Source organism: Tsukamurella pseudospumae, from assembly GCF_001575195.1.
Lineage (GTDB): Bacteria > Actinomycetota > Actinomycetes > Mycobacteriales > Mycobacteriaceae > Tsukamurella > Tsukamurella pseudospumae.
Window position 1 is genome coordinate 108,565 of the sequence record NZ_LSRF01000058.1, and the last position, 23,294, is coordinate 131,858.

At 70.8% G+C, this 23,294-nt stretch carries 22 protein-coding genes; 13 read left to right on the plus strand and 9 right to left on the minus strand.

Going from position 1 to position 23,294, the window contains the following annotated elements; genetic code table 11:
• Nucleotides 1–64: 64 nt before the first annotated feature.
• Complete coding sequence (gene gltB / locus AXK60_RS18980) at nt 65–4,672, plus strand: glutamate synthase large subunit (RefSeq protein WP_068573565.1); 4,608 nt, start codon at nt 65–67, stop codon at nt 4,670–4,672.
• On the plus strand, nt 4,665–6,131 hold the full coding sequence (locus AXK60_RS18985) for a glutamate synthase subunit beta (RefSeq protein WP_068573566.1): 1,467 nt from the start codon (nt 4,665–4,667) through the stop codon (nt 6,129–6,131). The genes gltB and AXK60_RS18985 overlap by 8 nt, the downstream gene beginning before the upstream one ends.
• A gap of 98 nt (nt 6,132–6,229) precedes the next feature.
• On the opposite strand, the gene AXK60_RS18990 is transcribed toward AXK60_RS18985, so the two are convergent.
• Nucleotides 6,230–6,757 (minus strand): DUF937 domain-containing protein, encoded by a 528-nt coding sequence (locus tag AXK60_RS18990; RefSeq protein WP_068573567.1) that lies wholly within the window; start codon nt 6,755–6,757, stop codon nt 6,230–6,232.
• A gap of 201 nt (nt 6,758–6,958) precedes the next feature.
• Between AXK60_RS18990 and AXK60_RS27140 the strand changes: the two genes are divergently transcribed.
• Nucleotides 6,959–7,099 carry a hypothetical protein gene (locus tag AXK60_RS27140; RefSeq protein ID WP_156485641.1) on the plus strand — a complete coding sequence of 47 codons (141 nt, stop codon included), beginning with the start codon at nt 6,959–6,961 and terminating at the stop codon, nt 7,097–7,099.
• Here AXK60_RS27140 and AXK60_RS27145 read toward each other — a convergent pair.
• On the minus strand, nt 7,092–7,922 hold the full coding sequence (locus tag AXK60_RS27145; protein ID WP_068573569.1) for an alpha/beta fold hydrolase: 831 nt from the start codon (nt 7,920–7,922) through the stop codon (nt 7,092–7,094). The genes AXK60_RS27140 and AXK60_RS27145 overlap by 8 nt on opposite strands.
• 47 nt (nt 7,923–7,969) lie before the next feature.
• On the opposite strand from AXK60_RS27145, the gene AXK60_RS27150 reads away from it, so the two are divergent.
• Nucleotides 7,970–8,788 (plus strand): hypothetical protein, encoded by an 819-nt coding sequence (locus tag AXK60_RS27150; RefSeq protein WP_068573570.1) that lies wholly within the window; start codon nt 7,970–7,972, stop codon nt 8,786–8,788.
• Nucleotides 8,789–8,796: 8 nt separating this feature from the next.
• A complete protein-coding gene (locus AXK60_RS19010; RefSeq protein WP_414929997.1) occupies nt 8,797–9,015 on the plus strand; it encodes an RNA-binding S4 domain-containing protein in 219 nt (72 codons plus the stop codon).
• Nucleotides 9,016–9,208: 193 nt separating this feature from the next.
• Here AXK60_RS19010 and rraA read toward each other — a convergent pair whose 3' ends face one another.
• Nucleotides 9,209–9,700 (minus strand): ribonuclease E activity regulator RraA, encoded by a 492-nt coding sequence (gene rraA / locus AXK60_RS19015; RefSeq protein ID WP_068575230.1) that lies wholly within the window; start codon nt 9,698–9,700, stop codon nt 9,209–9,211.
• Between the two features lie 1,178 nt (nt 9,701–10,878).
• Between rraA and AXK60_RS19020 the strand changes: the two genes are divergently transcribed.
• The gene (locus AXK60_RS19020) at nt 10,879–12,429 is read left to right on the plus strand and encodes a succinic semialdehyde dehydrogenase (RefSeq protein ID WP_068573572.1); all 1,551 of its coding nucleotides are present in this window, start codon (nt 10,879–10,881) and stop codon (nt 12,427–12,429) included.
• Between the two features lie 55 nt (nt 12,430–12,484).
• On the opposite strand, the gene AXK60_RS19025 is transcribed toward AXK60_RS19020, so the two are convergent.
• Entirely contained in the window at nt 12,485–12,838 is a 354-nt protein-coding gene (locus tag AXK60_RS19025) for a nuclear transport factor 2 family protein (protein ID WP_068573573.1), read from the minus strand.
• A 125-nt stretch (nt 12,839–12,963) separates the two neighbouring features.
• Between AXK60_RS19025 and AXK60_RS19030 the strand changes: the two genes are divergently transcribed.
• Complete coding sequence (locus AXK60_RS19030) at nt 12,964–13,725, plus strand: helix-turn-helix domain-containing protein (RefSeq protein WP_068573574.1); 762 nt, start codon at nt 12,964–12,966, stop codon at nt 13,723–13,725.
• Here the strand turns inward: AXK60_RS19030 and AXK60_RS19035 are convergent.
• Nucleotides 13,708–14,634, minus strand: a complete 927-nt coding sequence (locus tag AXK60_RS19035) for an SGNH/GDSL hydrolase family protein (RefSeq protein WP_068573575.1) — start codon at nt 14,632–14,634, stop codon at nt 13,708–13,710. The genes AXK60_RS19030 and AXK60_RS19035 overlap by 18 nt on opposite strands.
• 85 nt (nt 14,635–14,719) lie before the next feature.
• On the opposite strand from AXK60_RS19035, the gene AXK60_RS19040 reads away from it, so the two are divergent.
• Together AXK60_RS19040 and AXK60_RS19045 are read left to right on the plus strand one after the other, a co-directional pair.
• The gene (locus AXK60_RS19040) at nt 14,720–15,211 is read left to right on the plus strand and encodes a hypothetical protein (RefSeq protein WP_139058045.1); all 492 of its coding nucleotides are present in this window, start codon (nt 14,720–14,722) and stop codon (nt 15,209–15,211) included.
• An 80-nt stretch (nt 15,212–15,291) separates the two neighbouring features.
• A complete protein-coding gene (locus AXK60_RS19045; RefSeq protein ID WP_068982552.1) occupies nt 15,292–15,840 on the plus strand; it encodes a M15 family metallopeptidase in 549 nt (182 codons plus the stop codon).
• 1 nt (nt 15,841) lies between these two features.
• On the opposite strand, the gene AXK60_RS19050 is transcribed toward AXK60_RS19045, so the two are convergent.
• The gene (locus tag AXK60_RS19050) at nt 15,842–16,537 is read right to left on the minus strand and encodes a DUF6474 family protein (RefSeq protein ID WP_068573576.1); all 696 of its coding nucleotides are present in this window, start codon (nt 16,535–16,537) and stop codon (nt 15,842–15,844) included.
• 97 nt (nt 16,538–16,634) lie between these two features.
• Between AXK60_RS19050 and AXK60_RS19055 the strand changes: the two genes are divergently transcribed.
• Complete coding sequence (locus tag AXK60_RS19055; RefSeq protein ID WP_082778127.1) at nt 16,635–18,221, plus strand: TM0106 family RecB-like putative nuclease; 1,587 nt, start codon at nt 16,635–16,637, stop codon at nt 18,219–18,221.
• Here AXK60_RS19055 and AXK60_RS19060 read toward each other — a convergent pair.
• Entirely contained in the window at nt 18,218–19,312 is a 1,095-nt protein-coding gene (locus AXK60_RS19060) for a hypothetical protein (protein ID WP_068573577.1), read from the minus strand. The genes AXK60_RS19055 and AXK60_RS19060 overlap by 4 nt on opposite strands.
• Before the next feature lie 197 nt (nt 19,313–19,509).
• On the opposite strand from AXK60_RS19060, the gene AXK60_RS19065 reads away from it, so the two are divergent.
• From AXK60_RS19065 to AXK60_RS19075, 3 genes are all read left to right on the plus strand, one after another.
• Nucleotides 19,510–19,992 (plus strand): helix-turn-helix transcriptional regulator, encoded by a 483-nt coding sequence (locus tag AXK60_RS19065; protein ID WP_068573578.1) that lies wholly within the window; start codon nt 19,510–19,512, stop codon nt 19,990–19,992.
• Nucleotides 19,993–20,097: 105 nt separating this feature from the next.
• Nucleotides 20,098–20,601 carry a hypothetical protein gene (locus AXK60_RS19070; protein WP_068573579.1) on the plus strand — a complete coding sequence of 168 codons (504 nt, stop codon included), beginning with the start codon at nt 20,098–20,100 and terminating at the stop codon, nt 20,599–20,601.
• Nucleotides 20,592–21,704, plus strand: a complete 1,113-nt coding sequence (locus AXK60_RS19075; RefSeq protein ID WP_068982553.1) for an MAB_1171c family putative transporter — start codon at nt 20,592–20,594, stop codon at nt 21,702–21,704. Before AXK60_RS19070 ends, AXK60_RS19075 begins: the two co-directional genes overlap by 10 nt.
• Here the strand turns inward: AXK60_RS19075 and AXK60_RS19080 are convergent.
• Nucleotides 21,701–22,459, minus strand: coding sequence for an SDR family NAD(P)-dependent oxidoreductase (locus tag AXK60_RS19080; protein ID WP_068573581.1), 759 nt, complete (start codon nt 22,457–22,459; stop codon nt 21,701–21,703). The two genes, AXK60_RS19075 and AXK60_RS19080, sit on opposite strands and share 4 nt — an antisense overlap.
• A gap of 79 nt (nt 22,460–22,538) precedes the next feature.
• Nucleotides 22,539–23,264: a TMEM165/GDT1 family protein gene (locus AXK60_RS19085; RefSeq protein WP_068573582.1), complete on the minus strand. Its 726-nt coding sequence runs from the start codon at nt 23,262–23,264 to the stop codon at nt 22,539–22,541.
• Nucleotides 23,265–23,294 lie beyond the last annotated feature (30 nt).

The following is a 23,294-nucleotide window of genomic DNA, read 5'->3' on the forward strand; positions in this document are numbered from 1 at the left end:
GAGCCGATCGCCGCCCTTGATCCATCCGTTCCGCCGTGAGGCGCTGCGCTAAGGCAGGTATTCGATGAGCCGATTCGTCCCCCCGGGTCCCCAGGGCCTGTACCACCCCGCGAACGAGCACGACGCGTGTGGCGTCGCCTTCGTGGTGGACATGCACGGACGCAAGTCCCGGGACATCGTCGACAAGGCCATCACCGCCCTGGTCAACCTGGAGCACCGCGGCGCCGCCGGCGCCGAGCCCAACACCGGTGACGGCGCAGGCATCCTGATCCAGGTGCCGGACCGCTTCTTCCGCGAGGTCGTGGACTTCGAGCTGCCCCATCAGGGCGCCTACGCCACCGGCATCGCCTTCCTGCCGCAGGCCGCCGCGGAGGCGACCGCCGCCGCGGAGGGCGTGGAGCGGATCGTCGTCGAGGAGGGCCTGACGGTCCTGGGCTGGCGCGATCAGCCCACCGACGACGGCTCGCTGGGCGCGCTGGCCCGCGATGCGATGCCCACCATGCGTCAGATCTTCATCGCCGGAACGGATTCCGACGGTGCGCCGCTCTCCGGTATGGACCTCGAGCGCCGCTGCTTCGTGATCCGCAAGCGGGTCGAGCGCGAGCTCGGAGCCGACGGTGCGGGCGCCGGCTCGCAGGGCGAGGAGTCGGTGTACTTCCCGTCGCTGTCCGGTCAGACCTTCGTCTACAAGGGCATGCTGACCACCCCGCAGCTGCGCGGCTTCTTCGTGGACCTGCAGGACGAGCGCGTCGAATCCGCTCTGGGCCTGGTGCATTCGCGGTTCTCCACGAACACCTTCCCGAGCTGGCCGCTGGCCCACCCGTACCGCCGCGTCGCCCACAACGGCGAGATCAACACCGTCGGCGGCAACGAGAACTGGATGCGGGCCCGCGAGGCGCTCCTCGACGTCTCGGCGTTCGGCGCCGATGCCGAGGACAAGATCTTCCCGATCTGCACCGAGGGCGGTTCCGACACCGCGCGTTTCGACGAGGTGCTCGAGCTGCTGCACCTGGGCGGTCGCAGCCTGCCGCACGCCGTGCTGATGATGATCCCCGAGGCGTGGGAGCGGCACCAGGACATGGACCCGGCCCGCCGGGCGTTCTACGAGTACCACTCCTCGCTGATGGAGCCGTGGGACGGGCCGGCGTCGGTCTGCTTCACCGACGGCACCCTGATCGGCGCCGTGCTGGACCGCAACGGCCTTCGCCCGTCGCGGATCTGGGTCACCAAGGACGGCCTCGTCGTGCTGGGCTCGGAGGTCGGCGTCCTCGATATCGACCACTCCGAGGTGGTCTACAAGACCCGCCTGCAGCCGGGCCGCATGTTCCTGGTGGACACGGCGCAGGGCCGCATCGTCTCCGACGAGGAGATCAAGAGCGACCTGGCCGCGGCCGAGCCCTACCAGCAGTGGCTCGACGAGGGCCTGCTGCGCCTCAAGGAGCTTCCGGACCGCCCGCACCCCGTGATGCCGCACGACCGGGTCACCCAGCGGCAGCAGATGTTCGGTTACACCACCGAGGAACTGGACCTGCTGCTCACGCCGATGGCGAAGACGGGTGCCGAGGCGATCGGTTCCATGGGCACCGACACCCCGGTCGCCGTGCTGTCGCTGCGCCCCCGGCTGCTGTTCGACTACTTCCAGCAGCTGTTCGCGCAGGTCACCAACCCGCCGCTGGACGCCATCCGTGAGGAGATCGTCACCAGCCTCGGCGGCACCATCGGCGGCGAGGGCGACCTGCTGCACCCGGAGCCGGGCAGCTGCCGCCAGATCCACCTGGACCAGCCGATCCTCAACAACGACGAGCTGATCAAGCTGGTCAAGGTCAACGACGACGGCACGCTGCCCGAGTTCCGGTCCGTGGTCATCCCGGGCCTGTACCACGTGGCCGAGGGCGGCAAGGGCCTGCGCGAGGCGCTCGACACCGTGCGCACCCAGGTCTCCGAGGCGATCGCCGGGGGCGCGCGCCTGATCATCCTGTCGGACCGCAACTCCGACCGGCTGCTGGCGCCGATCCCGTCGCTGCTGCTGACCTCCGCTGTGCACCATCACCTGGTGCGCGAGCGCAGCCGCACCAAGGTCGGCCTCATCGTCGAGTCCGGCGACGCGCGCGAGGTGCACCACATGGCCGCGCTCATCGGCTGCGGTGCGGCGGCGGTGAACCCGTACATGGCCTTCGCGACCATCGAGGACATGCACATCCGCGGTGAGCTCAACGGCACCCCGCTGGAGAAGCTCAACGCCAACTACGTCAAGGCCGCCGGCAAGGGCGTGCTCAAGGTGATGTCCAAGATGGGCATCTCCACGCTCGCCTCGTACACCGGCGCGCAGCTGTTCCAGGTCATCGGCCTGTCGCAGGAGATCGTCGACGAGTTCTTCACCGGCCTGCAGAGCCAGCTCGACGGCATCGGCCTGGACGAGATCGCCGCCGACGTGGCCGCGCGGCACAAGCGCGCCATGAACGACCGCCCCGAGGAGCTGGCGCACCGCGAGCTCGAGGTGGGCGGCGAGTACCAGTGGCGTCGTGAGGGCGAGTACCACCTGTTCAACCCGGACACCGTCTTCAAGCTCCAGCACGCGACGCGCACCGGGCAGTACAAGGTGTTCAAGGAGTACACCGCGCTGGTCAACGACCAGAGCGCGCGGCTCGCGTCGCTGCGCGGCCTGTTCCGGTTCGCCTCCGACCGCCCGTCGATCTCCATCGACGAGGTGGAGCCCGCGAGCGAGATCGTCAAGCGGTTCTCGACGGGCGCCATGAGCTACGGCTCGATCTCGGCGGAGGCCCACGAGACCCTGGCGATCGCCATGAACCGCCTCGGCGGCCGCAGCAACTCCGGTGAGGGCGGCGAGGATCCGGCGCGCTTCACGCCCGACGAGAACGGCGATCTGCGCCGCTCGGCGATCAAGCAGGTCGCCTCGGGCCGGTTCGGCGTGACCTCGCACTACCTGAGCAACTGCACCGACATCCAGATCAAGATGGCGCAGGGAGCGAAGCCCGGCGAGGGCGGCCAGCTGCCCCCGCACAAGGTGTACCCGTGGGTCGCCGAGGTCCGCGGCTCGACGCCGGGCGTCGGCCTGATCTCGCCGCCCCCGCACCACGACATCTACTCGATCGAGGACCTCGCGCAGCTGATCCACGACCTGAAGAACGCGAACCCGCAGGCGCGGATTCACGTGAAACTGGTCTCGGAGATCGGCGTCGGCACCGTCGCGGCCGGCGTCTCGAAGGCGCACGCCGACGTGGTGCTCATCTCGGGCCACGACGGCGGCACCGGCGCGACCCCGCTGACCTCGGTCAAGCACGCCGGCGCGCCCTGGGAGATCGGCCTCGCCGAGACCCAGCAGACGCTGCTGCTCAACGGTCTGCGCGACCGCATCGTCGTGCAGGTCGACGGTCAGCTCAAGACCGGCCGGGACGTCATCGTCGCCGCGCTGCTCGGCGGCGAGGAGTTCGGCTTCGCGACCGCCCCCCTGGTGGTCTCGGGCTGCATCATGATGCGGGTGTGCCACCTGGACACCTGCCCGGTGGGCGTTGCCACCCAGAACCCGGTGCTGCGCCGCCGTTTCAACGGCAAGCCCGAGTTCGTGGAGAACTTCTTCCTCTACATCGCCGAGGAGGTGCGCGAGCTGCTCGCCGAGCTGGGCTTCCGCACCCTGCAGGAGGCCGTCGGCCAGTCGCAGATCCTCGACACCGAGGCGGCGCAGGCCCACTGGGCGAATGCCAAGGCGGGCAAGCTCGACCTCTCGCCGATCCTGGCGCAGGTCGACTCGCCGTTCATGAAGCAGGACCCGTTCTGCAGCCAGCCGCAGGACCACGGCCTCGAGAAGGCCCTGGACCAGCAGCTGATCTCGCAGGCGCGGGTCGCGGTGGAGACCGGTGCCCCGGTCACGATCGAGACGCCGATCTCCAACGTCAACCGCACCGTCGGCACGATGCTGGGCCACGAGGTGACCAAGGCGCACGGCGCCGACGGCCTCCCCGAGGACACGATCGACATCACGTTCAAGGGCAGCGCGGGCAACAGCTTCGGCGCCTTCGTGCCCAAGGGCATCACGCTGCGCCTCGAGGGCGACGCCAACGACTTCGTGGGCAAGGGTCTCTCCGGCGGCAAGATCATCGTCCGGCCGGCGCGCAACGCCCCCGAGGGCTTCGTCGCCGCGGAGAACATCATTGCGGGCAACGTGATCCTGTTCGGCGCGACCGGCGGCGAGGCGTACCTCAGCGGCAAGGCCGGCGAGCGCTTCGCCGTGCGCAACTCGGGCGCCGTCGCGGTGGTCGAGGGCGTGGGCGACCACGGCTGCGAGTACATGACCGGTGGCCGCGTGGTGGTCCTCGGCGACACGGGACGCAACTTCGGCGCCGGCATGTCCGGCGGCGTCGCGTACGTCTACAACGCCGACGGCCAGTTCGAGCGCGACCTCAACACCGAGCTGGTGGAGCTGGAGTCGCTGGGCGAGGACGACATCGAGTTCGTCCTCGAGGCCGTGACCAAGCACTACGAGTACACCGACTCCGCCATCGCGGAACGGATCCTGGCCAACTGGGGCCGGGAGCGCCAGCTCTTCGCCAAGGTGATGCCGCGTGACTACAAGCGCGTGCTCACCGCCATCAAGCGTGCCGAACTGGACGGCCGCGACATCGACGACGCAGTGATGGAGGCCGCTCGTGGCTGATCCGCAAGGCTTTCTCAAGCACAACTCCCGTGAACTGCCGGTCCGCCGGCCGGTCCCGCTCCGTCTGCTGGACTGGAACGAGGTCTACAAGCCCTTCGACGGTGCCACCCTGCGCAAGCAGGCGTCCCGGTGCATGGACTGCGGTATCCCGTTCTGCCACAACGGCTGCCCGCTGGGGAACCTGATCCCCGAGTGGAACACGTTGGCGTACAAGGACCGCTGGCACGACGGCATCGAGCGGCTGCACGCCACGAACAACTTCCCGGAGTTCACCGGGCGGCTGTGCCCGGCGCCCTGCGAGGCGTCGTGCGTGCTCGGCATCAACCAGGATCCCGTCACCATCAAGCAGGTCGAGGTCGAGCTCATCGACAAGGCCTTCGACGAGGGCTGGGTCTCCCCGCAGCACCCGACCAAGCTGACCGGCAAGAAGATCGCCGTCGTCGGCTCGGGCCCCGCGGGTCTGGCCACCGCGCAGCAGCTCACTCGCGGCGGGCACACCGTGACCGTGTTCGAGCGCGCCGACCGCATCGGCGGCCTCCTGCGCTACGGCATCCCCGAGTTCAAGATGGAGAAGCGGCACATCGACCGTCGCCTCGCCCAGATGAACGCCGAGGGAACAGTTTTCAAGACCGGGGTCAACGTGGGCGTGGACGTCACCGTCGAGCAGCTCCGCGAGGACTTCGACGCGGTCGTGCTCGCCAACGGCGCCACCGTCTGGCGCGACCTGCCGATCCCCGGCCGTGAGCTGGACGGCATCCACCAGGCGATGGAGTTCCTGCCGTGGGCCAACCGCGCCGCGGTCGGCGATGACGTCCTCGACGAGAACGGCCTGCCGCCGCTGCACGCCAAGGACAAGAAGGTCGTCATCATCGGCGGCGGCGACACCGGCGCCGACTGCCTGGGCACGTCGCTGCGCCAGGGCGCGGAGATCGTGCACCAGTTCGAGATCATGCCGACCCCGCCGCGCGAGCGCGCCGAGTCGACCCCGTGGCCGACCTACCCGCTCATGTACCGCATCAGCTCGGCGCACGAGGAGGGCGGCGAGCGGAAGTTCTCCGTCAGCACCGAGGAGTTCGTCGGCGAGGACGGCAAGGTCACCGGCCTCAAGGCTTACGAGGTCAAGATGGAGGGCGGCCGGTTCGAGAAGGTCGAGGGCACCGACTTCACCCTCGAGGCCGACCTCGTCCTCCTCGCGATGGGCTTCGTCGGCCCGCAGCGCGACGACCTGCTCGACAAGCTGGGCGTCGAGTACAACGAGCGCGGCAATGTCGCGCGCGGCGACGACTTCCAGTCCACCGTGCCGGGCGTGTTCGTGGCCGGCGACGCGGGCCGCGGCCAGTCGCTGATCGTGTGGGCGATCGCGGAGGGCCGCAGCGCCGCGGCCGCCGTCGACCGCTTCCTCATGGGCGACACGGCGCTTCCCGCGCCGATCGTGCCCACCGCCGCCCCGCAGCGGTAGTCGCACGCCCGACGGTGCCGCGCGCACCGTCGGGCCCCGCGAACGGAAAGGCCGGGCTCCCTGGGGAGCCCGGCCTTCTGCGTGGTGTCGCGGTGCGGCTACTTGCCCTTGAGCAGGCCGCCGAGGATGCTCCCGAGCACGTTGCCCGCGGCGTTGCCGCCGGCGCCCGCGCCCGAGTTGCCGCCGCCGAGCATGTTGCCCAGGATGCTGCCGAGCAGGTCGCCGCCGCCCTGCTGCGGGGCCGGGGCCTGCGGCTGCTCGGGGGCCGCTGCACCGCCGCTGGTGAGCTTCTTCATGACGAAGCTGATCACGATCGGCGCGAGGATCGGGAGCAGCTGCTTGACCAGGCCGTCGGTCACGCCCGACGACAGCGGAGCGGCCGCGGCGGCCGCCACGTCGTCGGTCTTGTCACCGAACAGGCTGGCCACGATCTCCTGGCCGTCGCCGTTGTCGGCGGCGTCGATGAGCTGGGCGGGGGCCTCGGTGGTGTCCTGCGCCTGGAGACCGGCGAGGAGGGTCGGAACGGTCTGGTTCACGGCCTCCGAGGCGACGTCCTCCGAGACGCCGAGCTGGGCCGCGATGTCGGCGAGCGGGATGGACTTGAGCAGGTCGTCGAGATCGGACACGGTTCTCCTTGGAGGATGTGTGGGGACGCAAAACTGCGGTCGAACAATGACAGATTAGCGGCGCGGTCGGGAAGGTCTTCGCCGAACCCGGCTGTGAGGAGGGACACGCTCGCGGTCCGAGCGCTGGACCCCGCCCTCAGGAAGCAATACAGTATCTGTAACCAACCGTTCCGCATCGAGATCGCACCCTCGGAGATCCCCGTGAAGCTGACCCGCCGCCCCGCCATCCTGGGCTCACGCACCCTCACCCGCCTGCGGAACCGGCGCCTCGCGCTCCTGCTCACGGAGGACGGCGAACGCCTCGTCACCGCGTCCGATCTGCGGAGCCTCCGCGTCAGCTGACCGTGTCGAGCACCAGCGCCGCCACCTGGGCGGGCTGGTCGACCATCGCCTGGTGTCCGCTGGGCGAGATCACCGCGTAGCGGGCGCGCAGCAGGTCCGCGAGACCCCGCTGTTCCTTCAGCCACGACGCCGACAGGGGAGTGCGGTGCCCCCCGTACGCCGCCGCTACCGTGGTCGGGATCCCCGGCGGCAGCTCCCGGCGTCCGCGCAGCGCCGCCAGCTCGCGCGCCAGCACCGGGTACCGCCCGTTCTCCAGGAACGCGGCCTTGAAGTAGGCGTCCGACTTCAGGATGTCCGCGTACTCCGGCGGAGGGGTCGCGCCGCCGAGCATCCGGTGCGCCGCCGGGCCCACGCGGTTCATGCCCACCGCGGCCCCCACGTCGGCCGATCGCAGCAGCAGTTCGTCGCGCAGGTCGCCCGGCAGGACCCACCGCGGCGAGGACTCGACGCTGCCGTCGAGGATCACCGCGCCCGCCGTGCGCGCGGGGTGTTCGCGCGCGAAGGCCTCCACGTAGAAGCTCGCCATCGAGTGCCCCACCATGACCGCGGACTCCAGCTCCAGCGCGTCCAGCAGGTCCCGCAGCCGCGCGACCTCGGAGCCCAGGGTGGGCACGGCACCGTCGGGCCAGGGATCGGAGAGGCCGTAACCGGGCCGGTCCAGGCGGACGACGGTGCGGCCCACCGTCAGGAGCTCGGTGACGGCGTCCCAGTCGAACCAGTTGCCGGCCAGGCCGGAGTTGAGCACGACGGGCGGCCCGGAGGCTGGGCCGCGCGGACCGTCGACCACCACGTGGGTGCGGGTACCCGCGAGTTCGAGCAGCACACCGGCGAGAGTAGTACCGTCGGGGAATTCCGGCCGGGGGAGGGAACATGAGGTACGGACGCGCCCTCGCGCTCGTCGCGCTTCTGGCGGTGGCGGCGTGCGACCCGGGGTCGGACGGCGACGGTTCCGCCGCGTCCAGTGGTGCGGCGGCACCGTCGTCGGCGCGCAGCTATCCGGGCCTGTTCGCCGAATACCAGGGGCGGTTCCATCCGAACCACGCGGGCCTCGGCGCGCGGAGCAACGCCGAACTGGCGGCGTTGCTCCCCGGTGCCGGGGACTTCCCGGGCGGCGCGGCACCGTCGACGAACATCGCGGACGAGGACGGTTCGGGTCTCGGCCTGCACGGGCAGACCGACGGACAGACGCGGCCCGCGCAGTGCCTCTACACGCCGTTCGGCAAGAGCTTCTCCCGCAACCCCGACGGGTCCGACTGGAACCTCTACTACGCGGCGTCCACGACATCGCAGGGCGACGCCGGCTGGGTCAGCGTCACGATCGAGCGGGAACGCGAGGGCGCCGATGTCTTCGCCCTGACCACCTCATGGATCGCCGGATGCGGGACCTACGAGCGGGCCTTCCCCGACTTCGCGGCGCCGTCGACCCGCAACCGCGGGGTGACCGACACCTTCGGGCCGGGCGCGGCGGTCTCCGGACTCCCGTCCTACGTCTACACCTCGACGTCCGTGGACCTCGATGACGAATCGGCGTCGAAGCCGGCACTGTCGAAGCTCGCGAAGGAGCGGCGGATCCTGCTGGCGCGGGTGCGGTCGGTGGTGGTCGTCGTCGAGGCGGACGGCGTCGCGGATCCCGCACTGCTGGACCGGCTGCTCGTCACCACGTTGGAGCGGGCACGTCGTGCGGCATGATGGTCGGCGTGAACAACGCGATCGACGTGACCATCTCCGACGACGTGATTCGGCTCGGGCAGTTCCTCAAGCTGGCGGGCCTCATCGACTCCGGGGCGGAGGCGAAGGGAGTGATCGCGGACGGTGAGGTGACCGTGAACGGCGAGGTCGACACGCGCCGCGGCCGACAGCTCGCGGTCGGCGACGTGGTCGAGGTGTTCGGGCGGTCGGCGCGCGTCGCGCGCTGACCCGGCTCGCCGGGTGAGGCGCCCTACCGGAGGACGATGCCGTCCCGGCGCTGGAAGAGGGTGGCACCGGGGTGGGGCCCTACCGGAGGACGATGCCGTCCCGGCGCTGGAAGAGGGTGGCACCGGGGTGGGGGCCCTACCGGAGGACGATGCCGTCCCGGCGCTGGAAGAGGGTGGCACCGGGGTGGGGGCCCTACCGGAGGACGATGCCGTCCTCGTCGCTGAACAAGGTGTCTCCCGGCGTGAAGGTGACGCCGCCGAAGGTGAGCGGCACGTCGCGCTGCCCCTCCGCGGTCTTCGTCGACTTGCGGGGGTTGGTGCCCAGGGCCTTGACGCCGATGTCGAGAGTGCCGATCACGGCGGCGTCGCGCACGGCGCCGTACGCGACGATGCCGGCCCAGCCGTTGGAGCGGCCGAGCTCGGCGATGAGGTCGCCGACCAGGGCGGTGTGCAGCGAGGGCACGCCGCTGGAGTCGGAGCCGTCGATGACCAGCACGCGGCCCTCGCCGGGCTCGCCGAGGACGGACTTGAGCAGCGCGTTGTCCTGGAAGCACTTCACCGTGACGACCTCGCCGGCGAACTGCTTGCGGCCGCCGAACTGGCGGAACTGCGTGTCGCAGCTGCGCACGTCGGGGCCGATCTCGTCGACCAGGTCCGCGGTGGGGGTGAACTGCACGTTGCTCATGTTCGCCAGGGTATCCGGCTCGAGGAATCGGAGGATTTCTAGGTGGCGCTCGGCATATCCGCCCCCGCGTCGAAATCGTCGGATTCCACGATCCGGACGGGTCCGCGGTGGCGACCGGTGCGAACGATGTCGAGAATGTCGGCGAGGATCCGCGGCCACGCGCCGATCACCTCGGAGTAGCGCGATGCGCATCACACGGTAATCGCCGCGAGTCGCGACCCGGTCTCGCCGGTTGTCCTCCAGACGCTGCGCGCCGCTGTGGTACTCAGTGCTGTCGCACTCGATGATGAGCCGGTCGCCGACGAGCAGATCGACACGTCCGATGCCGGGGATGGATTGCTGGCTCCGCACCCTGATCCGCGCGTACTGCAGGCGGAATCGGACGAGCGACTCGGTTCCGGAACCTGCCACCGGATCGAGGAAGTCCAGTAGCCGAGTGATGTGCTGCGAGGCACCGTCGAAGATCTCGCGGAGATCGGCGACCGAGTAACGGTCATGGTCGAGGCGGAGCGTCGAATCGAGGACTGCGACGAACTCGTCGGCGGCCAGACAGTTCGCTGCGCACCGGAGAGCATCCGGGAGCGAGTCGACCGCGCGAACAGGAGAGCTCATGGGGTGTCCGGCGTCGCAGTCCTGGTGCGCCGGCTTGCGTCGATGCCGGGCCCGTCGCAGGTGGGTCTTGCTCCGATCCGGCGGGATCCACACGCCGGGGTGATACCGCAGAGCGGACACGCAGGCCAGAACCGCTCCGCCTTTGACTGCGGCGACCACGAGCGCGTCGGCGCCGCCGAGTCGGTACCAGCCCCGACGTACTGCCACGATGTCTCCGCTGTGGCGCAGCCGCTCGATTCCAGCAGCATCGGCTCCTGCCGTCAGTGCCGCTCGGCGTGAGAAAACTCCTCCGTCGGGCCCGGCGAGAGTCTCGAGGATCTCGATCGTGTCCATGAGAGCATCCTCTCGGGGCTCGGCCGCCGGATCGCCCGATGATGTGCCAGCTGTGGAGGAACGAAGTTTCATAACCTCATCTGTGGAGAGAGGCGGTTGGGGAATCCGCAGATTTCCTGCTCAGAGCGCATATATCCAGTTCCGCGGGGGATCCGGCCGAATCTCCGAGGCCGCGGCCGGGCCGGTTGCCACCGTCTATTGAGTGACCATCAACAAGCGGGTAATCTGGGGTCATGCCAGCACCCACCCAGGCCACGTTCGACCGTCTGCGCGCTCTGTCCGCGATCGACCACCCCGAGGAGCGCACCTCGCGCGACGTCCTCGAGGCGTTCTCCGGTGAGAAGGTCACCACGATCCCCGTCGGCACCGCCGAGGACGTGACCAAGGCCTTCGAGCGCGCCCGCCTCGCCCAGAAGCAGTGGGCGGCGCGCACCCCGCAGGACCGCGCGAAGGTGCTGCTGAAGTTCGCGGAGCTGGTGGGGGAGAACCGCGCCGAGCTCATGGACATGGTGCAGCTGGAGACGGGCAAGGCCCGCCAGTATGCGCAGGAGGAGGCGCTGGACGTCGCGATGACGGCCCGCTGGTACGGCAAGAACGCGCCGAAGATCCTGGCGGAGAAGAGCACCGACGGCATGCTGCCGGTGTTCACCAAGACCCGCGTGCGGTACCAGCCCAAGGGTGTCGTCGGTGTGATCGCGCCGTGGAACTACCCCATCACCCTGGCCGTATCGGACGGCATCGCCGCGCTGGCCGCGGGCAACGCCGTGGTGCTCAAGCCGGATTCGCAGACCCCGTACTGTGCGCTCGCCGCCGTCGAGCTGCTGTACAAGGCCGGCCTGCCGCGCGACCTGTTCGCCGTGGTGCCGGGCCCCGGCGGCGTCGTCGGCACCGCGATCGTCGAGGCCGCGGACTACCTCATGTTCACCGGCTCCTCCGCCACCGGGGCCACGCTCGCCGAGCAGTGCGGCAAGCGGCTCATCGGCTTCTCCGCCGAGCTGGGCGGCAAGAACCCCATGGTGGTCACCAAGGACGCCGACATCGCCCACACGGCCGACGGTGCCGCCCGCGCCGCGTTCTCGAACTCGGGCCAGCTGTGCATCTCGATCGAGCGGATCTACGTCGAGCGGGAGATCGCCGACGAGTTCGCCCGCGCCTTCGCCGAGCGCACCGCGACGCTCGCGCTGGGCGCCGGTTACGACTTCGCCAACGAGATGGGCTCGCTGGCGTCGAAGTCGCAGATCGACACCGTGGCCGCGCACGTCGACGATGCGGTCGCCAAGGGCGCGACGGTGCTCGCCGGCGGCAAGGCCCGCCCGGACCTCGGCCCGTACTTCTACGAGCCGACGGTGCTCAAGGACGTGCCGGAGGAGGCCGTCTGCTTCAAGTCGGAGACCTTCGGCCCGCTCGTGTCCATCTACCCGGTGGACTCGGTGGACGAGGCGATCGAGAAGGCCAACGACACCGAGTACGGCCTCAACGCCAGCGTCTTCGCCGGCACCACGAAGCAGGCGCAGCAGATCGCCGAGCGGATCAACGCCGGCACCGTCAACATCAACGAGGGCTACGCCGCCGCATGGGGTTCCACTGCGGCGCCGATGGGCGGCATGGGCATATCGGGTGTGGGCCGTCGCCACGGTACGGAGGGCCTGCTCAAGTACTGCGAGTCGAAGACCATTGCGCAGCAGCGGATCATCGGCATCGGCGGCATCAAGGGTGTTCCGCGCAACGTCTTCCTCAATGTCGTTCCGTCGGCGATCAAGGCGCTCAAGCTGATCGGCCGGTAGGTGGCGCATGCGATGGCCCTCTCCCGCGCGGAGGGGGCCATCGCCGTCTTCACGGTCAGGCGGGTACGCGGTCCAGGAACCCGGCGACGGTGACGATCCGCCGGTCCGCGTCGACGGTCACCACGTCGAAACCGATCACGGGCGGCTCGCTGCCCGCGGGGCCGAGGCCCCACTGGAAGCGCACCTGGTCGTGGTGCGCGTCCGGCTCCCCGACGAGCGTGAACTCGAAGCCGGGGAACTGCTCGTGCACGCCCTCGACGACGGCACCGATGGCCTCGGTCCCGGCGACTGCGGCCATCGGGTCCACGTAGGTGGCGTCGGGGGTCCAGTGCGCGTCGAGCAGCGCGCGACGGGTCTCCGGATCGACCGCGTTCCACGTGCTCAGGTAGGCGGTGACGATGTCGTTCATGATGTCCTCCAGTGTTTTTCGGATCCTGCTGATCGTTCGACGCCGAGTCTGCCGGCGGCGGGATCCGGTGACGATTACCTCCGAGGTCATGGTGGCGCTTCCCCCGCGCGACTAGATTCGCGTCCATGACGACGATCGAGGTCGGCCCGCTCCTGCGCACCTGGCGGCAGCGCCGACGGCTCAGTCAGCTCGAGCTCGCGAGCCGCGCCGAGGTCAGCGGGCGGCACCTGAGCTTCGTGGAGACCGGACGTTCGCACCCGAGCGCGGAGATGATCCTGCGGCTCGCCGAACACCTCGACGTGCCGCCGCGCGAACGCGATGCGCTCCTCGTCGCCGGCGGTTTCGCGCCGCGCCACGACAGCCCCGTCGACGCGGCGGGGGTACTCGCGTCGTTCCGCACGCTTCTGGACGCGCACGCGCCCTATCCCGCGGTGCTGCTCGACCGGTACTGGGATCTCGTGGACGCCAACGACGCGGTGCCGCCGCTCCTCGACGGCTGCGCGGCGCACCTGCTGGAGCCGCCGATCAACGTCGTCCGGCTGAGCCTGCACCCCGACGGGCTCGCGCCGCGCATCGTCGAGCTCGGGGCGTGGCGTGCGCACGTGCTGCACCAACTGTCCGCGCGCGCCGACCGGACCGCCGACCCGCGACTGGCGGCGCTGCTCGCGGAGTGCCGGGAGTACCCGGCCGGCGCACCGGCGCCGGAGCCCTCGGGCCCCGTCGTCGAGCTCGTGCTCCGCATGCCCGACGGTGCGCCGCACCTGCGGCTGTTCAGCGTGGTCAGCGCTGTGCTCACGCCCCACGACGCCACCGTCGACGAGCTGCATCTCGAAACCTTCCTGCCCGCCGACGAGGCGACCCGGGAACGGCTACAGGCGCGGCCCTGACGCCCGCAGCGCGGCGGTGATCGCCGCCGCGACGGCGCGCCCCTCCTCGGGGAACGGGTGCATCTCCGCGGCGCGGGGATCGTCGTCGACGCCGTTGATCCACGGTCGGGCGCTGCACAATTCGTGGCCCTTCGACGCGGGTTCCATGTCGATGTACTCCGCCTGAGTGCTCGCAGCGGCCTGCCGGACGGCGCGGTTGAGCCGCTCTGTGAGGATGCTCCGCATCCACGGGATCGACGCGGTGCGGAAGAACCGGATGGCCGCGCAGGAGCGGTCACCGTCGAGCACGGACGGATAGCCCACCACCAGGATCCGCGCCCGCGGCGCCCGCTCGCGGACCGCGCGGACGATGCGCTCGTTCGCCGCGGTGATCCGGGCGAGCCGGGCGGTGACGGCCCCGTCGGACAGGCGGGCGGGGCGGGTGCGCTCGTCCGCGGTGCAGCGCACCGTCTTCGAGGCCGACGGTGCCGCGCACGCCTCGAGGATGTTCGCGAACAGATCGCCGTCGTTGCCGCCGAGGGAGATCGTCACCAGCTTCGTCTCCGCGCCGATGCCGGTCAATTGCGGTGCGGCGGAGTAGTACCCGAGCTTCGGCGATCCGGCCCGCTGGCGGGTGAAGGCGTCGTCGGTCTTCGCGCCGCCGCAGGTGTTGTCCCGCAGTGCGTTCGGCGCGAGGCCCAGCGAGGCGGCGACGAGCTTCGGGTAGTTCTGCGTGGATCGCCCGCACGAACGCTCCTGTTGCGAAGTGCCGACGGTGGCGTCGGCGGGCAGCGACGAGTAGGAATCTCCGAGCGCGACATAGGCCGGCGCGGGCGGGGCCGCCGCCGCCGGTGCGGCGCCGAGCACCGCCGTCGTGACGAGAACCGCCGCGTCGAGCAGGGACAGGGACGGGCGGGTGCGCATCGACATGCCGTCACTGTATTGCGCGCGGTCGACGGCCGCAGCCCGTCGAAATCCCGTTGCGGCGCGGAGCCGGATGCTGGAACCTGGAGGCATGGAGGTCACGTTCGTCAAGCGCCGGAACGGGTACGACGTGCGGATCACTCGTGCGAAGGGCCCGGAGCTCGCGCCGCGCGGCGGCCCGGGCGGCCGCCCGCCGGTGCCGCACGATATCGCGCATCTCATCGTGGAGGCCGAGGCGGGCCTGCGCGGCGGTGTGTTCGGGCGGCTCGCCGACGCCAACGGCCTCGACGGGCTGTTCTGGCCGGCCGATCCGACGGAGCGCCGAAAGGCCTCCCGGCGCAATCGGCAGCCGACCCCGGCGCAGTCCGCGGACATGGCGCGGTCTGAGTACCTGGCGTCGCTGACCGCGGCGCTGTGGGAGGTCGAGCGCGGGCACCGGAAGCCGGAGCCCGCCTGGCCCGGCGCGCTCGAGGACGCTGATGTCGAGCCCGCCCTGCGGGAGCGGATCTTCGCCCGCTACGACGACATCGCACCGCGCTGGGCCGCCCTTCCGGACGGCGGTGAACTCGTACTGCGGTGGTGAGACCGGATCGGGGCACGACCGGGACGGGACGGCGGACCGTCGGCGACGGTACCGGGACGTGAGCGGCCCACCGTGGGCACATGGCTCATGTGTTCACGAAATCCACTGCGGCACTGGTGATCGTGATGACGGTCGCCGCGTGCTCGGAGACGCTTCCGGGGATACCGGGCGGGACGGGCGCCGGCACCGTCGGGCCGCTGGGGGAGGCGGACGGCGTCGTTGCGGACCACGTGGCCGTCGATGCCGACGTGCCCGCGGTGACGAACCTCGATCCGCGCCTGCGGCAGGCGGTGCGGAAGGCGGCGCTCGCCGCCGAGCGCGAGGGGGTGAGCACCTATCTCACGTCGGGCTGGCGCTCGCAGCGCTACCAGCGGTTCCTCTACGACGAGGCCGTGCGGCGCGACGGCGCGCAGGAGGCGGCGCGGCTCGTCGCGAGCCCGACGGACTCGGAGCACGTGACGGGTGACGCCGTCGACATCGGACCCGACGAGGCCGCCCGATGGATGAGTCGCAACGGCGAGCGGTACGGGCTGTGCCGGATCTACGAGAACGAGATCTGGCACTACGAACGCAGGTCCGGGCGCATGTGCCCGGACCTGGTCGCCGACGCCTCGGAGCGGCAGCGGTGAACTACGAGCTGACGCCCAGGCGGTTGAGCAGGTCGGCGTCGATGCCGTCGAGCTCGCGGGCGATGGCCTGGTGCGCCGGGCGACGCCGAGCCGGCGGCATCGACTCGGACGCGGTGACCGCGGTGCCCAGGTCGTCGAGGCGCTGCGCCACGGAGGCCGTGAAGGACTTGGTCTCCGCGTCGGGATGCGTGGCCGCGAGCTGGTCCAGCGAGCGCCGCGCCGCCGCGACGCGGGCGGAGAGCCCGCCGCCGTAGCCGGCGAACGCCGCGACCTCGTCGACGGGCACGCCCAGGCGCGAGGCCTTCGCCGCGTCCAACTGGTTCCGGCCGGCCTGCGCCGCCCGGTACGCGATCGGCACCACGACGGGCGCCAGCAGGCGCGCGGTGGAGATGTACCGCTTGAGCCGCGCCTCGGAGAGCAGCTTGCCCTCGACCGCCGCGCGAGCATTGGTCTCCGCGATCTTGAGGTTCGCCGCGTCCGCCTTGCCCTGCGCCTTCGCCACGATCTTCGAGCGCTGCAGGTCTGCTTTGAGGGCCTTGCGCTCACTCTTCGACGCACTCTTGACGACGCGCTTGGCGTCGCGATCGGCGTTCTTGGCGGCGAGCTTCGCCTCGAGGCGCGCCTTGGACTTGAGCGCCTTGGCCTGCGCGCGGCGCTCCGCGCGGGAGGACTTCTTCTTCTTGCCGAACAAACCCATCAGTGCACGTCCTTGTAGGTCAGTACTGCCGTCCGGTACAGCATTGCACAGCGCGGCTCCGCGAGTTGTCGGTGCCGCCCGCCATACTGCTAGGGAAGTGAACATCAACGAGGCAACCACGACGAATCCGGTGAGCGCACGGTCGCTCACCGGTTGCCGGCACCGTCTGGCTCTCGAGGCCCGCGCCCCGCAGGGCGAGCCGGACCCGGGCATGGAGTTGCGGGTCGAGGCGGCCGCCGTGTTCCGCGCGTCGGTCCGGGACGGTCTGCCGGGACTCACCGTCATCGCGCCGGGTGAGGGAGCGGTCCGCCGCACCCTCGCGGCGATGGAGGCGGGCGCCGATCGGATCTGGAACGCCGTGCTGCCCACCGCGCACGACCGCCGCGGTCACAGCGAACTCCTGGTCCGGCTCGGCGACGGCTACATCCCCGTCATCGTCGTCAACCACAAGACCTGCGATCCCGTCTCCGGTTCGCGCCCGGCCCCCGGACCGGACGGCGCGCCCCGCGGGCCCGTGGCCTCGCCGCTGGAGCGCTGGGAGCCCCGCGAGGACCAGACGGTGCGGGTCCGCCAGCACCGCGGCGACCAGATGCGCCTCGCCCACATCACTCGCATGCTGCAGGACACGGGGTTCGCGTCGCGCACGCTGCTCGGCGGGAGCATCGGGGTCGACGGTGCGCGGATCGTCGTGCACGAGGTAGGCCCGCTCCTGGCCGCCTACGACGAGCGGTTCGCGGACCGTCGGGCCGTGCTCGCGGGCGTCGTGGAGACGGAGCCCGTGCGCGTGGCCGAATGCCGGAGGTGCCCCTGGTGGCCCCAGTGCGCGCAGACCCTGACCCTGGCCCGGGACGTGAGCCTGGTGGCCGACGGCCGCTCCGCACCCGGCTTGCGCGAGGCGGGCATCGTCACCGTCGACCAGCTGGCCGAGTACGAGGGGCCCCAGCCCGAGGACGTGCCCGTCCCGATCGCCGACCTGCGCGCGATGGCGCGCGCCTGGCGCGACGGGCAGGTGCTCGTGCGGCGGCGCCCGGAGGTGACGGTGCGCCGGGCCGATGTCGAGGTGGACGTCGACATGGAGAGCTACCAGGAGTACGGCGCGTACCTCTGGGGCACGTGGCTGCGGCGCGACGGCGTCGAGCTGGGCTACCGGCCCTTCGTCACCTGGGACCCGGTGCCCACGCGTGACGAGGCGCGCTCCTTCGCGGAGTTCTGGGCCTTCCTCATGGACCGTCGCGCGGAGGCGCACGCCACGGGCAGGACCTTCGCGGCGTACTGCTACTCGCAGAACGCCGAGAACAAGTGGCTCCTGGCGTCGGCGGACAGGTTCGTGGGCGAGCCCGGCGTCCCGGTGCGGCGCGCGGTCGAGGAGTTCATCGCGTCACCGGAATGGGTCGACATGTTCGACGCGGTCGGCGATTCCTTCCTCTCACTGGAGGGCCGGGGCCTGAAGAAGGTCGCGCCCGTCGCCGGATTCCACTGGCGCGACGCCGAAGCCGGCGGCGAGGCCTCGATGCTCTGGTATCGCGTGGGCGTCGGGATCGACGGGGGATTCGGCGACGCCGAGCGCGCGGTGCAGCGGCAGCGGATCCTCGAGTACAACGAGGACGACGTGAAGGCCACGGCCGCGCTCCGCGCGTTCATGTCGAGCGACCGCGTACTCGCGCTGCCGGTGGTGGGCGCTTAGGCCTGCGCCTGGCGGAGGTGCGCGCGCCGCAATGCGTCAGCGAAGCTGCCGCTGCCGAGCAGTGCGATGCCGCCGAGGATCGCGATCATGGCGGGGGAGAGCTGGCGCGCCGTCTCCGCGGCGACCGGCGCCACGCGCTGCGCGGACGTGACCGCCGATGCGAACACCGTGGTCTCCTGGGGGCGGGTGCTCTGGTTGCTCGTCGGGCGGTCCGTGTCCGACGGTGCCGGCTTCGGCGCGGCCGGAGCCGGTGCGGGAACCGGCTTCGGGACGGCCGGTGCCGGCGCAGCGGCGACGGGACCCACCACGAGGGGAGGGACCACGACCGGTGCGGGCGCTGCGGCGGCGGGCGCCGCGGGAGCGGCGGCCGGAGCGCTGGGCTCGTCGGCCGACGGGGAGGTTTCGCGCTCGTTTCCGGCCGGGCCCTGCGGGGCCGGACTGCCGGTTCGGACGCCGATGCCGGAGGACGGTGCGCCGCCCGAGCCGGTGCCGGGGGTCTCGATCTGCGCCGGGCCGGTGGCTCCGCCGGTCGAGCCGGAGGGGATCGACGGTGCCGTGGCGCCGCCGGACGAGCCGCTGCCCGAGCCGCCGAAAATGCCACCCAGGATTCCGCCGATGATGCCGCCCCCGTGGTGGCTGCCCCCGTGGTGGCTGCCGCCGGTGCCGCCCGTTCCGGTCGTGCCGCCGGTCCCGGTCGTGCCGCCGGTTCCACCACCCTCGGTGCCGGTGCCGGTGGTGCCGGTTCCAGTGCCGCCGTTGCCGTTGCCGCCGTTGCCCTCGTTGCCCTCGTTGCCCTCGTTGCCGGAGTTCGAGGGGTTGACGCCCCGCCCGTAGCTACCGCCCGAGCCGGACGCCGAGCTGTCGCCGCCGCGGACACCGCCGCCGGAGTTGCCGTCGTTGGAGTTGCTGTCGTCGTTGCTCGACGAGGACGAACTCTCGCTCTGCGAGGTCGACTGGCCTCCATCGGAGGAGCCGGAGGAGGTGTCGGAATCGGGGTCGGCCCACGCCGGCGCGGATGCGATTGCACCGACTGCCAGGGCCGTTACGACGACGGCCCGAATGCGGCGGGAAAGATGCGCAGGGCGAGACACAACGCACCCCTTCCGCAGTTGTCGCACAGTTATGAGTAAGAATACAGCATGGATGCACTGATTCGATAGGCGATCACGAAGAGGTCGTGGCCGATGGCAAAGTGCGCTATAGTGTGATCAAGCTTGGTGGACTCGCAACAGACGAGGTGGGGCCACAGGCGGCAGGTCGTGCCGGTGATAGAGAGGGATGGCACAAAGTGGACACAGGTAATAAGTACGACAGCGACGCCCTGGTGGGTCAGGGTCTGTTCGCGAGTCGGCTCGAGGAGCTGTTCCGCACGGTGCCCGGCCCCAACGGTCGCGCATTCACCGCGAAGGCGATCGCCCAGCGGTCGACGGCCCTGGGCTTCCGCCTGGGCGAGTCCTACCTGAGCCAGCTGCGCTCGGGCAAGGCGAAGTCGCCGTCGTTCCGCACCGTCGAGGGCATCTCCGCGGCATTCGGTGTGGACGTGCACTACTTCCTCGAGGACGAGGCGGCGCAGCGCACGCGTGACCAGATCCACCTCATGCGGCTCCAGGCCGACACCAAGGTGCAGATGGCCGCGTTCCGCCTGGCAGGCCTCTCGCCGGACTCGGTGAACATGGTCAACGAGCTCATCAAGGTGCTCCGGGTGCAGCAGGGCCTCCCCGCCGATCCGCCGGAACTTCCCGTAGACTCGCGCGAAACTGAGGGACTGTAACCTTCTCCGGTTGACCTCGCCGCTCAGCGGCCCGTAGTACGGGCCGCGAGCGCGCGCCTGCCGGTCCGCGCCGTCCCTCCTGGATCCGTCGAAGGAGGGGCGTGCGTGCGTTCCGTCAAGGCCCTTCGCCGCCTCTGTGAGAACGAGGTGCGCAGTCTCGACCTCGACCTGCCCTTCGACGCGGTGCAGCTGTGCGAGAAGTACGGCAAGCGCCGCGGTCGGGACATCCTGGTGATCTCGCAGCCGCTTCCCGTCGGAATGCCGAACGGGCTGTGGCTCGTCGGTGACGACGCGGACTACTTCTTCTACCAGGCGAACACGTCGCGCACCCATCGCGACCAGATCATCATCCATGAGTTCGGCCACCTCATCGCCGGTCATCAGAACGCCGGCCCCTCGGTGCACGCGGAGCAGATGCCCGCCGAGGAGGCCGACGCCGCCCTGCACCGGACCTGTTACGACGACGCGAACGAGTGGGAGGCGGAGATGATCGCCTCCATCATCCTCGGCTGGGCGTCCGAGGCCGGTGCCCTCGCCGGCCGCACCGCGAAACACGACAGCCTGCGCGGCATCCAACGCGCGTTGGGAGGACATTCCCGGTGGCTGTGAAGATCGTGAACGTACTCGGCGTCGCGTTCTTCACCCTGGTGTTGTGCTACCGCGTCGACCGGCTCTACCGCGCCAAGGCCGGCATCCAGGCCGTGGCCGTGACCGTCGCCATCGCGGCGCTCACCCTGGCGGTGCTCCTGCTGAACTCGCCCCTCGCCTCGAGCATCGACGGTGCGCTGTGGCGCGGCTCCAGCCGCCTCGGCGGCTACGCGGCGCTGGCGCTGGGCGTGGCCGCGCTCGCCGTCGCCTTCTTCTACGGCCCCACCGAGTCCGCGCGGCAGCGTCGCGCCGGCATGGAGGCGGTCCCGCTCCTCGCGTCCGTCATCGGCCTGTCCGTCGCGATGACGGTGATGCCGCCGTCGCTGCGCGATGCCACCCTGGACACGCTCACCGTGCAGGAGCTCGGCTTCGCCGTGTTCTTCGCGATCGCGGGCGGCTACCTCATGTACGGCCTCGCGGACTGCGTCCTGTCCCTCACGCGACTCATGCCCTTCGCGGACGGCTACCTGGTGACCTCGCTGCGGCTCATGGCCGCCGGCCTCGCGCTGACGGCGATCGGCTCCCTCACGCAGGTCGTCTTCGTGCTCACCAGCATCGTGCACGCCGTGTCCTGGCCGGTCCTGCTCACGGTCTCGCGCGGGTGTACCGCGGTGGGGATCGTGCTGTTCGTCATCGGGCTCAGCTACCCCGGTGCGCGGGGCTTCTTCGTGCAGCTCGACTACCGCAAGCGGCACCGCCGGGACTACAAGCGGCTGGAGCCGCTGTGGCAGCTCCTGACCACCGCGGTGCCCGAGGTCGTGCTCGACGCGAAATCGGCCGGCAAGGACCCGCACCTGCGGTTCCAGCGACGTGTCGTCGAGATCCGGGACGTACTGGTCCAGCTCAGCCCCTACCTGCCGGACGACTTCGGCGACGGGGTTCCCGAGGAGAACGTGCACAACCTGCTCGTCGCGATCGACCTGCGCAACGAGGCCGGGGCGGCCCCGGCACCGTCGAGCATGGTGCTGCCGCCCGAGGGCACCTCGATAGACGACGACGCCGCCCCGCTCCTCGTCCTGTCGGACGCGGTCGGGGCGACGCCGGCGGAGGAACTGCAGATCTAGCGCGGAGCCATCCGAATGGCCCCATCCATGCGCACCGTCTCGCCGTTGAGGTAGTCGTGCTGCGACATGAAGTACGCGAGGTCCGCGTACTCGGACGGCTCGCCGAGGCGCTGCGGGAAGGGCACGCCCGCCTCGAGGGTCTGCTTGAACTCGGGGGTCACGCCGGCGAGCATCGGGGTGTTGATGATGCCGGGGGCGATGGTGTTGACGCGGATGCCGAACTGCGCCAGGTCGCGCGCCGCGGTGATGGTCATCGCGTGCACGCCGCCCTTGGAGGCGGTGTAGGCGATCTGGCCGATCTGGCCCTCGAAGGCGGCGACGGACGCGGTGTTGACGATGAGGCCGCGGGAGCCCTGCGCGTCGGCCGTCTCCTGCTTGCTCATCTGGTCGGCGGCCAGGCGCATGACGTTGAACGTGCCGACCAGGTTGATGTTGATGACGGTCTGGAACAGGTCCAGGGCGTGCGGGCCGTTCTTGGAGAGGATGCGGCCGGCCCAGCCGACGCCGGCGCAGTTGACGGCCACGTGCAGCGGGCCGGCCTTGACGGCCTCGGCGATCGCGGCGAGGACCTCGTCCTCCTTGGTCACATCGGTGGCGATGAGGTGCACGTTCTCGACGGGGGTGGCCTTGTCGATCGACGGCTGCAGGTCGAGCCCGAAGACGGTGGCGCCCGCCTCGGCGAAGCGCTTGGCGGTGGCGGCGCCGAGGCCGGAGGCGGCGCCGGTGACGATGACGGAGGAGCCGGACACGTCCATGGCTGTTTCCCTTCTGTGGTGACATGCGCCCTCGCCGGTGGGCGGGGCGACCCGTCTCACAGTAGTGAGCGGCCGTTCTTCAGGGCGCGGGGGTGCCGGACAGCTCATCGGCCGGGGCGAGGGCGGACCGTCGGGCCACATGCGCGCGCCGGACCGCGTACAGGCCCAGGGCGGTGACGGCCGTCGTCAGCGCGAGGGTCACGGCCACCGCGGTACCGCTGGTCAGCCCGACGATCGCGTCGACGAGCATCCACCCGGCGAAGCCGAAGAACAGCACCGTCGCGATGACGTGCACCGCGCGCTCGGGGATGCGGTGCCCGAACAGTGCGCCGACCGCGATCGCCATGCCGCCGGCCAGGATCATGCCGATCGTCGAGCCGATCCAGATACCCAGCGCGTTGTGGCCGGTGGAGAGGGTGATCGTGGCGAGCATGGTGCGGTCGCCGAGCTCGGCGAGGACGAACGCCGAGGTCACGGCCAGGAACACCGCCCAGTTGGAGCGCGCGGACGCCGCGGTGTCGGGCTGCTCCTCGTCGTCGGGGCCCTCGCCACGCCAGGTCCAGAACGCGAACGCGAGCATCGTGAGCGCCGCGCCGACCGCCAGGACGTGCGTCGGGAGTGCCGCGCCGACCGTCGCCCCGATGACCACCGATGCGGCCTGGATCGCGACGGTGGCCACGGTGATGCCGGCGAGGACGGTGGCCCAGTGGTGCTTCATGGCGAACGTGAGCGCCATCAGCTGGGACTTGTCCCCCAGCTCGGCGAGGAAGACGACCAGGAAGCCGACGATCAAGGCGTTGAACACGGTGGAACCTCCGAAAAGACCTGTGCCACA

Coding starts and splice junctions, on each gene's coding strand:
- gltB (WP_068573565.1), top strand. CDS start 65: ATGAGCCGATTCGTCCCCCCGGGTCCCCAGGGCCTGTACCACCCCGCG.
- AXK60_RS27150 (WP_068573570.1), top strand. CDS start 7,970: ATGAGGTACGGACGCGCCCTCGCGCTCGTCGCGCTTCTGGCGGTGGCG.
- rraA (WP_068575230.1), bottom strand. CDS start 9,700: ATGAGCAACGTGCAGTTCACCCCCACCGCGGACCTGGTCGACGAGATC.
- AXK60_RS19020 (WP_068573572.1), top strand. CDS start 10,879: ATGCCAGCACCCACCCAGGCCACGTTCGACCGTCTGCGCGCTCTGTCC.
- AXK60_RS19025 (WP_068573573.1), bottom strand. CDS start 12,838: ATGAACGACATCGTCACCGCCTACCTGAGCACGTGGAACGCGGTCGAT.
- AXK60_RS19030 (WP_068573574.1), top strand. CDS start 12,964: ATGACGACGATCGAGGTCGGCCCGCTCCTGCGCACCTGGCGGCAGCGC.
- AXK60_RS19035 (WP_068573575.1), bottom strand. CDS start 14,634: ATGTCGATGCGCACCCGCCCGTCCCTGTCCCTGCTCGACGCGGCGGTT.
- AXK60_RS19040 (WP_139058045.1), top strand. CDS start 14,720: ATGGAGGTCACGTTCGTCAAGCGCCGGAACGGGTACGACGTGCGGATC.
- AXK60_RS19045 (WP_068982552.1), top strand. CDS start 15,292: ATGGCTCATGTGTTCACGAAATCCACTGCGGCACTGGTGATCGTGATG.
- AXK60_RS19050 (WP_068573576.1), bottom strand. CDS start 16,537: ATGGGTTTGTTCGGCAAGAAGAAGAAGTCCTCCCGCGCGGAGCGCCGC.
- AXK60_RS19080 (WP_068573581.1), bottom strand. CDS start 22,459: ATGGACGTGTCCGGCTCCTCCGTCATCGTCACCGGCGCCGCCTCCGGC.